Origin of the sequence: Arthrobacter sp. PAMC25284 (assembly GCF_019443425.1) — a bacterium.
In the GTDB taxonomy this organism is placed as follows: domain Bacteria; phylum Actinomycetota; class Actinomycetes; order Actinomycetales; family Micrococcaceae; genus Arthrobacter; species Arthrobacter oryzae_A.
The window spans coordinates 688328-702323 of record NZ_CP080382.1 but is presented as its reverse complement, the minus strand read 5'-3'; the positions used below and the strand labels follow the sequence as shown (position 1 = coordinate 702323).

At 68.5% G+C, this 13996-nt stretch carries 14 protein-coding genes; 11 read left to right on the top strand and 3 right to left on the bottom strand.

Annotated features, from left to right (window positions below; all coding sequences use genetic code 11):
• Positions 1 to 8: 8 nt before the first annotated feature.
• Positions 9 to 278 carry a hypothetical protein gene (locus KY499_RS03245; RefSeq protein ID WP_219886196.1) on the bottom strand — a complete coding sequence of 90 codons (270 nt, stop codon included), beginning with the start codon at positions 276 to 278 and terminating at the stop codon, positions 9 to 11.
• A gap of 288 nt (positions 279 to 566) precedes the next feature.
• Here KY499_RS03245 and KY499_RS03240 point away from each other — a divergent pair, with 288 nt between their 5' ends.
• The 3 genes from KY499_RS03240 to KY499_RS03230 are packed head-to-tail and all read left to right on the top strand — an operon-like array spanning position 567 to position 3761.
• Positions 567 to 2438: a glycoside hydrolase family 15 protein gene (locus KY499_RS03240; RefSeq protein ID WP_219886195.1), complete on the top strand. Its 1872-nt coding sequence runs from the start codon at positions 567 to 569 to the stop codon at positions 2436 to 2438.
• On the top strand, positions 2435 to 3142 hold the full coding sequence (locus tag KY499_RS03235; RefSeq protein ID WP_219886194.1) for a TVP38/TMEM64 family protein: 708 nt from the start codon (positions 2435 to 2437) through the stop codon (positions 3140 to 3142). The genes KY499_RS03240 and KY499_RS03235 overlap by 4 nt, the downstream gene beginning before the upstream one ends.
• A complete protein-coding gene (locus tag KY499_RS03230; RefSeq protein WP_219886193.1) occupies positions 3135 to 3761 on the top strand; it encodes a CDP-alcohol phosphatidyltransferase family protein in 627 nt (208 codons plus the stop codon). The genes KY499_RS03235 and KY499_RS03230 overlap by 8 nt, the downstream gene beginning before the upstream one ends.
• Here KY499_RS03230 and KY499_RS03225 read toward each other — a convergent pair.
• Entirely contained in the window at positions 3743 to 5173 is a 1431-nt protein-coding gene (locus KY499_RS03225) for an NAD(P)/FAD-dependent oxidoreductase (RefSeq protein ID WP_219886192.1), read from the bottom strand. The genes KY499_RS03230 and KY499_RS03225 overlap by 19 nt on opposite strands.
• Before the next feature lie 119 nt (positions 5174 to 5292).
• On the opposite strand from KY499_RS03225, the gene KY499_RS03220 reads away from it, so the two are divergent.
• The 8 genes from KY499_RS03220 to KY499_RS03185 all read left to right on the top strand — a co-directional run bounded on the left by KY499_RS03220 (position 5293) and on the right by KY499_RS03185 (position 13335).
• Positions 5293 to 6375: a methyltransferase domain-containing protein gene (locus KY499_RS03220; protein WP_219886191.1), complete on the top strand. Its 1083-nt coding sequence runs from the start codon at positions 5293 to 5295 to the stop codon at positions 6373 to 6375.
• 109 nt (positions 6376 to 6484) lie between these two features.
• Positions 6485 to 6937 carry a hypothetical protein gene (locus tag KY499_RS03215; RefSeq protein ID WP_123255917.1) on the top strand — a complete coding sequence of 151 codons (453 nt, stop codon included), beginning with the start codon at positions 6485 to 6487 and terminating at the stop codon, positions 6935 to 6937.
• Positions 6934 to 7722: a Crp/Fnr family transcriptional regulator gene (locus KY499_RS03210; RefSeq protein WP_219886190.1), complete on the top strand. Its 789-nt coding sequence runs from the start codon at positions 6934 to 6936 to the stop codon at positions 7720 to 7722. The genes KY499_RS03215 and KY499_RS03210 overlap by 4 nt, the downstream gene beginning before the upstream one ends.
• Positions 7719 to 9140 (top strand): hypothetical protein, encoded by a 1422-nt coding sequence (locus KY499_RS03205; RefSeq protein WP_219886189.1) that lies wholly within the window; start codon positions 7719 to 7721, stop codon positions 9138 to 9140. Before KY499_RS03210 ends, KY499_RS03205 begins: the two co-directional genes overlap by 4 nt.
• Before the next feature lie 80 nt (positions 9141 to 9220).
• Positions 9221 to 10462, top strand: a complete 1242-nt coding sequence (locus tag KY499_RS03200; protein ID WP_123255915.1) for an ABC transporter substrate-binding protein — start codon at positions 9221 to 9223, stop codon at positions 10460 to 10462.
• 85 nt (positions 10463 to 10547) lie between these two features.
• On the top strand, positions 10548 to 11357 hold the full coding sequence (locus KY499_RS03195) for an ABC transporter permease (protein WP_123255914.1): 810 nt from the start codon (positions 10548 to 10550) through the stop codon (positions 11355 to 11357).
• Positions 11358 to 11392: 35 nt separating this feature from the next.
• Complete coding sequence (locus KY499_RS03190) at positions 11393 to 12211, top strand: ABC transporter permease (RefSeq protein ID WP_219886188.1); 819 nt, start codon at positions 11393 to 11395, stop codon at positions 12209 to 12211.
• Positions 12208 to 13335 carry an ABC transporter ATP-binding protein gene (locus tag KY499_RS03185; protein ID WP_123255913.1) on the top strand — a complete coding sequence of 376 codons (1128 nt, stop codon included), beginning with the start codon at positions 12208 to 12210 and terminating at the stop codon, positions 13333 to 13335. The genes KY499_RS03190 and KY499_RS03185 overlap by 4 nt, the downstream gene beginning before the upstream one ends.
• On the opposite strand, the gene KY499_RS03180 is transcribed toward KY499_RS03185, so the two are convergent.
• Entirely contained in the window at positions 13263 to 13943 is a 681-nt protein-coding gene (locus KY499_RS03180) for a haloacid dehalogenase type II (protein ID WP_258190930.1), read from the bottom strand. The two genes, KY499_RS03185 and KY499_RS03180, sit on opposite strands and share 73 nt — an antisense overlap.
• Positions 13944 to 13996 lie beyond the last annotated feature (53 nt).

The following is a 13996-nucleotide window of genomic DNA, read 5'->3' as shown; positions in this document are numbered from 1 at the left end:
GGGGCAATTTAATACTCTCCGGCCGTCCCCGGTTGGGGTGTCCCGCTTCCGGGAAGCACCTGTTCGTCCACGATGGCGGCCTTGATCCATGCAGCCACGATGCTGACTCCGCCATGGGCGTCCCGCTCGGTGGAAATTCTAATGTCGGAGGCCGGCGCGCCCATGGCCATAAGATCGTTCCGGTAGGCGGCGACGATCTCCGTGAGGTTCTCCTCCGTCCATTCGCCGGGGCGCATCCGCGTCGATATCTCAACGGGCTCGGGCTGATAGAGCGTCACGCAGTGCCTCCTGAAGGGTGTGCTGGGTCCGGCCGGACCTGCATGGGCGACAGTGAAAACAGTGAACCATCAGTACGCTGAGGAGATTCTCATCTTAGGCGTGGAGCCGCCACGTGAACACCCCGAAAACCCCTCTCACCGCTGCCACCACTGTGTGTCCGGTATCGCAGAGCACCGCCGTCGTCCGGGATAGGCTCGTGCGACGTATCAATGACGGATCAGCGGTAACCGCAGCCTGCCCCGGGCCGCGCAGTGGACCGCGCGGCGCGAATACAGCAGGGTATATAGATGACGAGTGAACCGATCGCTAACTACGCCTTGCTCTCCGACTGCCGCTCCGCTGCGCTCGTCAGTACGACGGGGTCCGTGGACTGGCTGTGTTTCCCGCGCTTTGACAGCCCCTCGGTGTTCGGCCGGCTCCTGGGCGAGGACGCAGGATTCTGGTCAATCCGGCCTGCCGGGGCCTTCACCTCAACCCGGCGGTACGTCGGACCTTCGATGGTGCTCGAGACCACCCACACCACCGCGCACGGTTCGGTGACCGTGACGGATGCCCTCGTGCTGGGGGAGGGGACCCGGGACCATGAACTCGGCGCGTCTGTTCCCGGGACACTGCTGCGGCAGGTCGCCGGCGTCGAAGGAGACGTCGAACTTGAACTTGCCTTCGTGCCCCGGCCCGAATACGGCCTCATCCGGCCACTCATGCACAACGCCGACGGCGGCCTGACCGCCCGCGGCGGCGCCGACGTCCTCGCACTCTCTACCCCGGTACCGATGGCCATTGAGGTGGCAGCCGACGGCGGTTCAGCCCGGGCCGCCGTGACAGTCCGGGCCGGGGACGTATTGGGGTTCGCTTTGGCCCACGCCAACAACGGGGCGGAATCACCGCCTTTCTGGAGCCAGCAGGACATTGCCCGCCGGCTCGAGGACACATTGGAGGGCTGGAGCAGCTGGTCCCGAATGCACCAGAATTATGAAGGACCCTGGCAGGAGCTGGTCGAGTCCAGCGGACGCTTCCTGCAGGCCCTGACGTTCTATCCGACCGGCGCGATCGTCGCTGCGCCCACCACGTCGCTGCCCGAAGTCGCCGGCGGGACCCGCAACTGGGACTACCGCTATACCTGGATCCGGGACGCCAGTATGACCTTGCAGGCGCTCTGGGTAGCGGCCTGCCCGGACGAGGCGGGGAAGTTCTTCCAGTTCCTCGCCGCAGCGGCGGCCAGCCAACAGCACGGCGGCGCCGAACTTCAAATCATGTACGGCATCGGCGGCGAACGTGACCTCTCCGAACGAGAACTCGATCACCTGCCCGGCTGGTGCGCGAGCGCACCCGTCCGGGTCGGCAACGGCGCATGGAACCAGCGCCAGCTCGACGTCTACGGCGAACTCCTCGACGCCGCCGCCACCCTGCCGGAATACCTCGCCGACACCGAGCCCGGGACGCTGGAGTTCCTCGCGGATGCCGCCGATACCGCCGCATCAGCCTGGTACTCCACGGACCAGGGCATCTGGGAGGTGCGCGGGGAGCCCCGGCACTACCTGCATTCGAAGCTGATGTGCTGGGTCGCCGTCGACCGTGCCATCAGCCTCGCCGAGGTCCTGAACGCCGCAGACCGGGTTCCACGCTGGACCGAGGCCCGGGCGCAACTGGCCGAGTCCATCCAGTCGAACGGCTGGAACCCCGCCGCTAATGCCTACACCCAGGCCTACGGCAGCGAAGACCTCGACGCGTCGGCACTGATGCTCTCGATCGTGGGGTTCCTGCCCGCCGACGATCCCCGCATGCTCGCCACCATCGATGCCATCGAGGAGCGGCTCACGGACAACCGCGGTCTGGTCTATCGGTATCTGGCCAGCGACGGGCTCTCCGGCGAGGAGGGGACCTTCCTGCTGTGCACGTTCTGGCTGGCCCATGCCCTCGCCCTTGCCGGCCGGACCAGCCGCGCCCGCGCCGTATTCGAACACGCCGCCGGGTTCGCCACGGATCTGGGCCTGCTGGCCGAAGAGATCGCGCCGGACAGTGACGAGCTGCTCGGCAATTTCCCGCAGGCCTTTAGCCATATCGGTCTGATCAACGCCGCCTGGGCCATCCGCAACGCCGAGGAGGCCGAGGGAGCAGCCGGCGGGCATCCGGTAGGTACCGGCGGGACGGCCACGTGACGACACCCGAAAAGGGATCCGATACACCGCCGTCGACCGGCAGCACACCGAACGCTCGGCGCCGGGCCATCTGGCGGCTGGGACTCCTGCTGGTGCTGGTGGCCGCCTCTGCCATCGCGGTGCTCATGTTTCCGATCCCGCCCCTTGAGGAGATCAGGGGCTTTTTCGGCAGCAGCGGCTGGTGGGGTCCGGCGGTCTTCATCCTTGGCTACGCAGCCCTGACGCTGGCCCCGGTTCCCAAGAGTGTCCTGTCCGTCGCTGCGGGATTGGTATTCGGCCTCGCCGCCGGCCTCGCCGTCGTTTTCTCCGCTGCGATGCTGGGCGCCGTCGCAGCGTTCTGGCTGGGCCGGCTGCTGGGCCGCGATGCCGTGGAGCGGTTTACCGGGGCGCGGGTGGGCAAAATCGATGAGCTGCTGCACCGGCGTGGGCTGGCCGCCATGATCGGCGTCCGGCTGGTCCCGGTGCTCCCGTTCACCGTGATCAACTACGCTGCCGGACTGACGTCCCTCCGCTGGCGGCCATACTTCCTGGGGACCGCGATCGGTATCCTGCCCGGAACGCTGAGCTACGTGACGCTCGGCGCGTCCGGCCTGCAGCCGGGATGGCAGCTATATCTCGGGCTCGGCATCCTCGCACTTCTGACCCTCGCGGGGCTGATGGCTGCCGGCCAGCGGCGGGGCAAGGCGAAGGCGGCCGATGTTTGACGTCCGGCTGCGGCGGGCAATGGGGCCGGTCCTGGACCGGGCGGCCCGCTGGCTGGACCGCCCGTGGATCACCCCGGACCGGCTGACCGGCCTGAATCTCGTCCTGGGCGTGTCCAGCGCGGTCATGGCGGCAGCCCAGTGGTGGCTGCCCGCCCTCGCCGCCTGGCTGCTCTGCCGCCTCGCCGACGGGCTCGACGGACCACTGGCCCGCCGCAGGAACCGGGCCACCGGCCGGGAGGACGCCGGCCAAGGCGGCTTCTGGGACATTTGCGCCGACTTCGTCGTCTATGGTGCCACCGTGGTGGGCGTGGGCGTCGGCGCAACGGCGGGATTCGGCGCCCCATGGCTGCCGTTCCTGCTGGTCCTCTTCGCCTACTACATCAACGGCACGGCCTTCCTGGCTTTCTCCTCCATCGCCGAGAAGACCGGCCGTCAGCTGCGCGACGGTCGCTCCCTGTCCTTCATTGGCGGCCTGACCGAGGGCGCTGAAACCATCGCCGTGCACAGTCTCTGGCTGATCTTCCCGGCCGCCGCGTGGCCGATTGCGTCAGTCTGGGCGCTGCTGGTCACCGCCAGCGGCGTCCAGCGGATCGTTGCCGGCTACCGCGCGCTGCGCTGACGCGCCGGCCGGTCCAGCCAGAACCGCCGGACCCGGACCATGACACCAATGGCCCGGCGCATCAGCGGCGCCTCCAGGTTCGCCCGGACGTCCGCGACGGCGGCGTTCCACACGCCGTCGGCGTAGGTCGGGTAAGCGTGTGTGGTGCCGGCAATGTCGGACGTCGTCAAACCGTGCTGTACCGCAAGGGTCAGCTCGGCGAGGGATTCCCCGGCCCGCGGCCCCACGATCGTGCCGCCCAGGATCTTGCCCCGCTTATCCACGATCAGCCGGGTGAATCCGGCCGTAGCGTCGTCGGTGACGGCCCGGTCGATGTGTTCGTGCCAGACGGTCCGGGCACGGTGCTTCAACCCGGGGTCCGCGACGGTGATCCCGACGGCGGCCACCTCCGGAGACGTGAAGGTCACCCGCGGCACGGTGCCGGCGACCTGGCGGGAAAGCCCGAGGACCGCGTTCGAGGCGGCCACGCTGGCATGCACGCCGGCCAGGTGCGTGAAGTCCGGGTTCGTGGTGACGTCGCCGGCGGCCCAGATCCGGGGGTTGGAGGTGCCCATCCGGGCGTCCGTCACGATGCGGCCTGTCTCGTCCAGCTCGACGCCGAGCCGGTCCAGGCCCAGGCCCGCTGTCCGGGGCGATCGTCCGGCCGCCAGCAGGACAACGTCGGCGTCCAGTTCGTCACCGTTGTCCAGCCGAAGGCGGGTTCCGTGGTCGGCGGGGGTGGCGCCGTAGACAGCGGAGTTCTCGAGGAGGCGCACACCGTCGGCTTCAAGCGCCGCCCGCACGAGGCCGGCGGCCTCCGGGACTTCCTTGACCAAAATCCCTGATCGGACAATCATGGTCACCTCCGAGCCCAGCCGGGCGAAGGCCTGCCCGAGTTCGCACGCGATCGGACCACCGCCGATGATGGTGAGCCGGGCCGGGAGGCGTTCGAGTTCCCAGATTGTTTCCGAGGTCACGGTGACCGAGGCATTCAGGCCGGGGATTTCGAGGCCTGACGGCGCACCGCCGGTAGCAATCAGGGCCTGCCGGAAACGAATCGTCCTGCCGCCAACCTGGGCCACGCCGGGCGCGCTGAAGCTCAGTACGCCCTGGATGACGGCTGCGCCGGATTCTTCAATTGACTGATGTGAATCGATGGGCTCAATCGTGCTGATGGCCGCGAAAATGCGTTTCCGGACCAAAGCGAAGTCCGGGCGTTCGCCGGTCAGCGCGCGTGTGGTTTTGGCGTGTTCGGCGGCCGAGAGCAGAGTCTTGGACGGTACACAGCCGGTCCAGAGGCAGTCCCCGCCCGTGCGGTCCTGTTCCACCAGGACGGTGCGGGCGCCGAATCGCGCGGCGGTTTTGGCGCCGACGATCCCGGCGGTTCCGCCGCCTACGACCAAAAGGTCAAAGATCGGGTCTTGTGCTGTCATGATGGACTCCTCTTGAATGGCGGTCAGCGCCGGGTAGTGCCGCGGGCGGTCCGGTCGTGCGACCGCTCAGTTGCCGCACAACGAACCAGAAGGAGTCCGCCATCCGCGATAAATACACGATGTTCGCCCCGTTTTATGACCTTCTCTCGGGCGAATACCCTGTCTATCATGCCGGACGGGAGCTTGGGATCGCTGCGTTGGCTCCGGGCACCGGCCAGCAGGTGCTGGACATCGGCTGCGGTACGGGACTGAATTTTTCCCGGCTGCAGGAGCGAGTCGGCGGCTCAGGGTGCATCGTCGGGATCGACCGGAGCGCCGACATGCTGGACCAGGCGCGGCGCCGCGCCACAGCCCGTGGCTGGCGGAACATCATTCTGATCCAGGCGGACATGGTGCGCCTGGATCCCGCGGAGACGGCCGCCCGCATCCAGGCCAGCGGGGGAGCGGCCTACTCGGATGCGGCCTTGGCCACCTACTCGCTCTCGCTTATGGGCGAGTGGGAACAGGCCTGGAACAATGTTACGAAGTTGGTCTTCGGCGACGTCCGGGTCGCCGTGGTGGACATGCAGGAACCGGTGGGCCGGGGCCCGTTGGCTCACCCCGTTGGCGCGGCTGGCCTGTGCGCTGGGCGGTTCGGACATCACCGCCGCGCCCTGGCGCGCCGTGGAGGACCAGTGCCGCGACGTCGTCAGCGCCTCCGCCCGGGGCGGGCACCTCCAAATCCGGGCGGGTACCCTGCTGCCCCGGCAGGCCGGGCCCGGCGGACGCCCGGGCGCGAACGGCGGGAGCCCCGAGCGATGAGCCAGAAACTCGTTGTCGCCCGGCAACGGGGGTGGCCCGGTGCGCTGCTGTGGGGGGCGGTGGTTTTGCTGGCCATCGTGCTGATCGTCATGGGCCTGGAACGGACGCTCGTCCCCGGCTTTGTGCGGGACACGGAATCCGTGGCTCGGGTGGGCATCGGCAACCGCTACCTGTTTGCCGGGACGACGGTGTCAGCCGCGGCCGCCGTCTGGTCCTATTTTCGGGACAACCGCTACTGGGCGACCGCTTTTGTGGGTGCCCCTGCCGTTGTTATCGGCGGCGCGGCGCTGCTGATGCCCTGGTCACCCGCACCGCACGTCGCCGCCCTCTTCGCCTTGCCCGTCGCGGTAGCAGGGCTCATCGACGGGCTGGCGCACCGGGGCTCCTACCGACTGCGCTAGGGCAGAGCAAGACCGTTGCCACTGTGTAGCGCAGATCACTGAACCCGGTCCTGCCCCGCCCCTACCGTGAGGACGTCAACACCCCACGTATCTCAGGAAGGTTGCCGCAATGGCTTCTGCATCAGCTGTGTCACATCACACCACTAACACTGGTCTCGGTCGGCGGGCCGTCGCCGGCGTCGTCGGAGGAATCGCCGGCGGGATTGTTTTCGGAATCCTGATGGCCATGATGGGGATGCTTCCCGTCATCGCCTCCATGGTCGGCTCCGACTCAGCCGTCGTCGGTTTCGGCGTCCACCTCATGATTTCGGTCGGCATCGGCTTGGGGCTGACGGTTCCGTTCGCCGGTCGCCTGCTGACCAGCTACGGCCGCGGCGCACTCGTCGGCGTTGCGTACGGCGCCATCTGGTGGGTTCTCGGACCCCTGCTGATCATGCCGGCCATGATGGGTATGCCCCTTCTTGCCATCGACGGCGGCGCCTGGATGAGCCTCATGGGACACATGATCTATGGGATCATTCTTGGACTAGTGGCGGTCCGCGTCCTCCAGCACCGGGCATGACCGATTCCTGCCGGGTCGACGTGGCGGCCACTGCGTCCGGAGACCTGCGCCCGTGGGCCCCGCGGCAACGAGAGGCCAACCCGCTGATGACAGGACCCACTGACCGGTTCAGCTGTTTGAATGAAGTCGATTTGTTCGCAGACCTGAGCGCCGAGGAGATTGCGGCCATGGACATCATGGCCCCGGCCCGGCTCTACCGGCGCGGTGAATTGCTTTTCAGCCAAAGCCAGCCCGTCAAAGCCCTGTTCATCCTCAAATCCGGCCGGGTACGCATTTTCCGGGTCGCCGAGGACGGCAAGGCCCTGACGATGGCCATCCTGGAACCGGGCGCGGTATTCGGGGAAATGATGCTTGTGGGTCAGCGCATGTACGACAACTACGCCGAAGCAATCGAGGACTCGGCGATCTGCCAGCTGACCGTGGACGAGGTCGAACGGTTCCTGCTATCGGATCCGCGGATCGCCGTGCGCATCTCGCGGCTCCTCGGCGAGCAAGTGGCCCGGCTCGAGGAACGCCTCACGGACATCGCGCTGCGGCCGCTCGCGGCACAGGTGGCCTCGACGCTCGTCAAGCTTGGCGACGCCGCACCACCGGCGATCTTCGGACCGGCCCACACGATCCACATGACCCATGAACAGCTCGCCGGCCTCCTGGGCGCGTCCCGGGAGGCGACCAGCAAGGTCATGGCCGACCTCACGTCGAAGCACGCGATCCGGCAGGGCCGGGGCAGGATTGTCATCCAGGACCGCAGCATCCTCCAAAGCATTGCCCGGAGCACTTCTTGATCACAAGATTCGCAGCGCTCTTCCGCGGCGTCGAACTTCTGACCAGACCCGTCCACCCGGACAGCAGGGCCGCACTGGACAGGCGTTGGGCGGAGCTGCCCGAGCATGTCAAAACCCCGGCCCAGCTGCTGGGACGGAGCGCCGTCGGGTGCGAGGGAACGCACGGCGTCTTTCCCAAATGCAACCTGACCTGTTCCCCGTGCTACCACTCGGCGGACGCGAACAAGGTCCGGGTCGACGGCGGCCACACCGTCGCCGAGGTCAGCAAACAAATGGAGTTCCTGCGCCGCCTCCGGGGTCCCCGCGCCCACGCACAGCTGATCGGCGGCGAAGTCAGCCTGCTGCCCGCCAAGGACCACGCCGCAGCTCTGGCGGCGATGCGCGCCAACGGCCGTGAACCGATGTCCATGACGCACGGAGACTTCGACTACGGCTACCTCCTGGAGGTTGCCCTGGACGACGCCGGCAAGCCGCGGTTCCGCAAGGTCTCCTTCGCCGCGCATTTTGATTCCCTGATGCGCGGCCGCCGCGGAGCAGTGCGCCCACGGTCCGAAGCCGAGCTCAATCCTTTCCGTGCCCGGTTCGCGGACATGTTCGTGGCACTCAAGCGCGAGCACGGCATCAGCTCCTACCTCGCCCACAACATGACCGTCACGCCGTCGAATATCAACCAGGTCGACGGCGTCACGGAGGCCGTGCTGGGCATGCCGTACGACATGCTCTCCTTCCAGCCGGCCGCGTATATCGGCGATGACCGGCGCTGGTCCGGGGACTTCGAGGACATCACGATCGACGCCGTCTGGTCCCGCATCGAAGCAGGCGCGGGACAACGGATTCCGTGGCAGGGGACCCAGTTCGGTGACCGCCGGTGCAACCGGACGGCCGTAACGTTGACCACCGGTTCCGGGATGGCTGCGTTGCTGGACCCGGAGGATCCCCTCGACATCGCAGCCCGGGACACGCTGCTGAAAAGCTTCGGCGGCATGTACTTTGGCGGCACTCCCGCCTGGATCGTCGCGGCGAAGATCCTCCGGGCGCTCCTGGCCCACCCCGGAGACATTCCCGTGATCGCGGCTTTCGTCCGCCGGCTCCTGCGGCGCGCCGGCGGCCTGAAAAAGGTCGCCACTGCGGCCCGGAAGCGCCAGCTCTCCTTCAAGACGTTCGTTGTGCATAACTTTATGGACGCCGCCGACGTCGCACCGGCCTGGGCTCTGATGGAACAGGGACAGACCAGCGACGACTCCAAGATCCGGGAGACCCAGGAACGCCTCGGGTCCTGCATGTACGCCATGAGCCACCCGGACACCGGGCGGCTTGTGCCGGCCTGCGTCCAGCACTCATCACTCGACGCGGCGGAAAACGCAGGGCTTCGCAAGATGCTGCCGCTCAGGCCAGTGACGCCGAACGCCCGGCCCTGACAACAGCACGGGCCGGCTCCGCAGCAGCATTACCCGCGAGTTCACCCATACAACACCTCCGACAGGACGAATAACTTCACATGAGTTCCACCCGCCGACTGAGGCCCCTGATACCCGCTGCCGCCATTGCCGCCGCCGCCTTGCTGATCTCCGGCTGCGGCGCCGGTCCGGCCACGCAGCCCGAGTACACCGCCTGGGATCAGGTCACGAACGACGCCAACGGCCAGACCGTGCGCCTCTGGATGTACGGCGGCGACGAACAAGGCAACGCCTACGTCGATGCCTCCCTGATTCCCGCCGCTGCGAAGGAAGGCGTCACCCTCGAACGCATCCCCGTCGCCGACACCAAGGACGCCTTGAACAGGGTCCTCACCGAAGTGCAGTCAGGGACCCGGGACGGCGGCGTGGATCTCGTGTGGGTTAACGGGGACAACTTCGGCACCGGGAAACAGGCCGGCGCCTGGGCCTGCGGCTGGACCTCACTGTTGCCCAACATGGGGCTGACGGCACCGGCGGACCCGCTGCTGGCCAATGACTTCGGCACTCCGGTTGAGGGCTGTGAGGCGCCGTGGCACAAGGCCCAGTTCACGATCGCCTACAACTCCGCCACCGTGAAGGACCCGCCCGGAACGCTGGCCGGCCTGCTGGACTGGGCGCGGACGAATCCGGGCCGGTTCACCTACCCGGCACCGCCGGACTTCACCGGCTCCGTCTTCACGCGCCAGCTCCTTTACAGCGTCTCCGGCGGTCACTCGAACGTGCCGCTGGACTTCGAGAATAAGGCCTTCGACCAGCTCACCCCGGCGCTGTTCAACGAACTCCGCGGCCTGGCCCCTTCACTGTGGCGCGAAGGAAAGACTTACCCGAAGACGGCTGCGGAGCTCAACGACCTCTATGCCGGCGGCCAGGTCGACTTCACCATGACGTACGGACCGGCGACGCTTACCAAGCTGGTCGCCGACGGAACCTACCCCGCGGCCACCAAAGTCCTCACCCTGGCGGAAGGAACGGTAGGGAACGCCAGCTTCCTGGCCATCCCGTCCACGTCCGGACACCGTGCCGGCGCCATGGTCGTCGCAAACCTCGCATTGTCGCCGGAACAACAGGCCGTAAAAGCCGATCCCCGGGTCTGGGGGCAGTTCCCGGTGCTGGACCCGGCCGCGCTCAGCGCTGACCAACGCGCGCTTTTCGAGGCACTGCCGCAGTCCCCGGTCGTGCCGTCCTACGACGTCCTGTCCAAAAACGCCAACCCGGAACTGGCGGCGGCATGGGTGCCCGAACTCGACGACGCGTGGCGGCGCCAGATCCTGACCGGCCGGTGAGACCGTGAACAGCGCCGTGCGCGTGCCGTCCGGCGATAGCCACGCGACACGGACACGGCCGCGGCGGCACCTGCCGTCTTGGCTGATGGCAGCCCCCGCCGTCGCCGTCGCCGCCTTCGTGGTGGCCGGCGGCCTGCTGACCGCCACAGCCCAAAGTATGGGCCTAATGCCGCTGGTCGGCAGCCCGGCCCTGACGGGGGAGGCGTATGGTGCACGGGCAGCTGAGCTGCCGGGCGCCGTCGGGCTCTCCCTTGCCATCGCGGCAGCATCGACTATCGCGGCGGTGATCATCGGTTTCGCGGCTGCCCTCGTGATCGTGCAGGGCCGCTGGTGCGGCCGGGTCGTGGCCGCCGTCAGCACCCTGACAATCCCGTTCCCGCACATAGTCGGCGCCGCCTCCGTGGGGCTGCTGCTCTCCGACTCCGGCCTGCTCGCACGGTGGAGCGGGGCCGGGGAAGCCTGGCCTGCACTGGTCGGCGGGCCCCTGTGGCTCGCCGTGATCGCTGACTATGCCTGGAAAGAGTCGGCCTTCATCGCCCTTGTGGTCACCGGGTCTCTGTTGACCCGTTCGACTGCCTATGACGAGACCGCCGCGCTGCTGGGCGCCGGACGCCTTCGCCGCCTCCGGCACGTCCTGGTCCCGCTGAGCCTGCCCGCCCTGATCGTCTCGGCCACGATCGTTTTCGTTTATACCTTTGGCTCCTACGAGGTCGCGTGGCTGCTGGGCCGGCCCTATCCGGAACCGCTTCCGGTGATGGCGCTGCGGCTCTTCGGCTCGGCGTCGCTGACCTCACGGCCGGAGGCGGCAGCCCTGGCCGTGGTGACCACGCTGGTGTCCTTCGCCGCCGCTGCTGCCGCATTCGGCCTCCTGCGAAGGGTTCCGCTGTGGCGGTGACGTTGCCGCCGGGGCGGGTGCCCCGGACGCAGCCGGTGACTTCCGGCGCAGCCCTGCAGGTCTCCCGCCGGTGGGGCGGGCTGGGGCGCGCCGTGCTGGCGATGGCGTTGGCTGTGTGGTTCCTGTTGCCGCTTGCGCCGCTGGTGATGTGGCTGTTCGCGGACCGTTGGGCCTATCCGGCCCCCGCCCCGGAAGCCTGGGGGTTCGACGGCGTCCGCGCGGCCCTGGCGCAAGGCGCCGCTGCCGCCTTCATGCAGTCGCTGGGCCTGGGCCTGGCCGTGAGCGCGGTGGCCACACCGCTGGGCGTCCTGGCCGCGCGGGCGCTGACCTACTATCGCGTGCCGTTTCCCGCCTTCGTCAACGCCGTGCTGTTTGCGCCGCTGGCTCTCCCGGCCTTCGCCGCCGCGTTCGGGCTCAACGTGCTGCTCCTGCGGCTGCACATCCCGCCCGCGGCAGGAGTAATGCTCATCTTGGCCGTGTATGCCCTGCCCTACACGACCTACACGATGCGCGTCGCCTACGGCGCCCACGACCTGGGCTTCGAAGAGGAAGCACGGAGCCTGGGAGCGTCCCGCCGGCAGGTCCTGCTCCGGGTGCACCTGCCACTGTTGGCCCCGGCGCTGGCACGCAGCGCGTTCCTGGCCTTCCTGGTCGGCTGGAGCGACTACGTCATTACGCTCCTCGTCGGGGGCGGTTCCATGGTCACCGTGCCGATGCTCGTGGCGTCCGCCGCCTCGGGAACAGGGAACGACGCGGCCGTTGCCGTGCTGTCCGTCGCCGCAATCCTGCCCCCACTCATCCTGCTGCTGGGCGTCGGCTTGTTCGCCCGCAAACCGCAAGGAGATCCTGCATGAGCAGCGCACTGGTCATTGACGGGCTGTCGAAGTCCTTCCCCGGCTCCACCACGCCGGTCCTTACCGACGTCAGCCTCACCGTGGGCGCCGGATCCTGCACCGCCATCCTGGGACCGTCCGGATCCGGGAAAAGCACGCTGCTCCGGGCCGTCGCCGGACTCGACTTCCCGGACGCGGGACGGATCCTCCTGCGCGGCACCGACCTCGCCGGGATCAGCGCCGAACGCCGGGGAATGGCTATGGTCTCCCAACGCCCGCTGCTGTTCCCGCATCTGAACGTCCTGGACAATGTCGCCTTCGCCGCGACGGTCCGCGGCGTTCGAAAGCGTGCCGCCCGGGCCGACGCCGGAGAATTCCTGGACCTGGTGCAGCTGGGTGGATTCGGCCACCGGGCCGTCTCCGCGCTGTCCGGCGGGCAGCAGCAGCGCGTCGCCATTGCCCGGGCCCTCGCCGCGCGTCCCTCGGTGCTGCTCCTGGATGAACCCTTCAGCGCCCTGGACCAGGAGCTGCGCTCAAGCATGCACGAACTCCTGTTCCGGCTCCGGGAACGGCTGGCCCCGACGATCCTTATGGTCACCCACGACCGTGACGAAGCCGCCGCCGTCGCCGACCGGGTCGCTGTCCTCAGCGGCGGCCGGGTGCTCCAGCACGACCCCGCCGACCGGGTGTATGCCCGGCCGGCGTCCCTCGAAGTCCACCGTCTGATGGGCGGGCTGAATGAGGTGAATGGAACGGTCCGGAACGGCGTCCACTACTCGGCGCTCGGCGACCTGGCCCTGCCTGAGGACACCGATTGGCCGGACGGGCCGGGCGTGCTGGTCTTTCGGCCCGAAAGCATCGGTTTCCCGGAAAACCCGCGAGAGGGTCTGCCGGCCACCGTCGCCGCCACGGTCACAGGCCTTCGGACGCTGGGACCGCGCCGGCTGGTGACCGTGTCCGCGGCGGGGGTCCGGCTGCACGCCGAGGCGCCCTGGGGCCGGCCTTTGACCGTAGGCGACCAGATCCGGCTTAGCCTCCCGCTGTCCGCCCGCGCCGTCGTCGCCGGTGAAGCTCAGTCCACAGCGGCCAGGGCCTCCGGGAGCTCCGTCAGTGCCGTGATGGTGAACTCCGGCGCCTCGAAGTAGGCGGGGTAGGCAGCGCCGGTACGGTTCAGCCACGCCGTGCGCAGGCCCGCGCGGGCCGCGCCGTGGATGTCCCAGGGGTGGACGGCGACGAGCAGCATGTTGCCGGCGTCGATTCCGGCGGCGGCGGCGGCGTACCCGTAGGCAGCCGGGGCCGGCTTCCACACGCTGGCGTCCTCGACCGAGAGCAGCAGCTCGAACTTGTCCCGGATCCCTGCCGCGGCGAACAGGTCACCGGCAATCCGGGCGGACCCGTTGCTCAGCGTGACCAGGCGGAACCCCGTGGCGGCCAGGGTGTTGATGCCCCCGGATACGTCCGGATGCAGTTGGAGTCCGGCGAGGCCGCCCATGATGTGCTCGACGGCCGCTTCGAGGCCGCGGTCCAGCTCCTCTCCGGCCAGCAGACCGCGCAGTGCCGCTGCGCCGATGGCGGCAAACGATCCGTTGTCGCCGCTGGCGGTGAGCGCGAACCCGTCCCGCAGCAGTGTGGCGAACCAGAGTTTGGCCAGTTCGGCCGGCGCCCCGACCTCACTGAACCGGGCACCCATGGGGGCCATATCCGAGAGGGTTTCGTTCACATCAAAAACAATGACCTGGGGTGCTGGGTTCACGGGTACTCCTGCGGTGGGCGCGGCGCTGTCCCGTCCCAGTCTGCCGCATATAC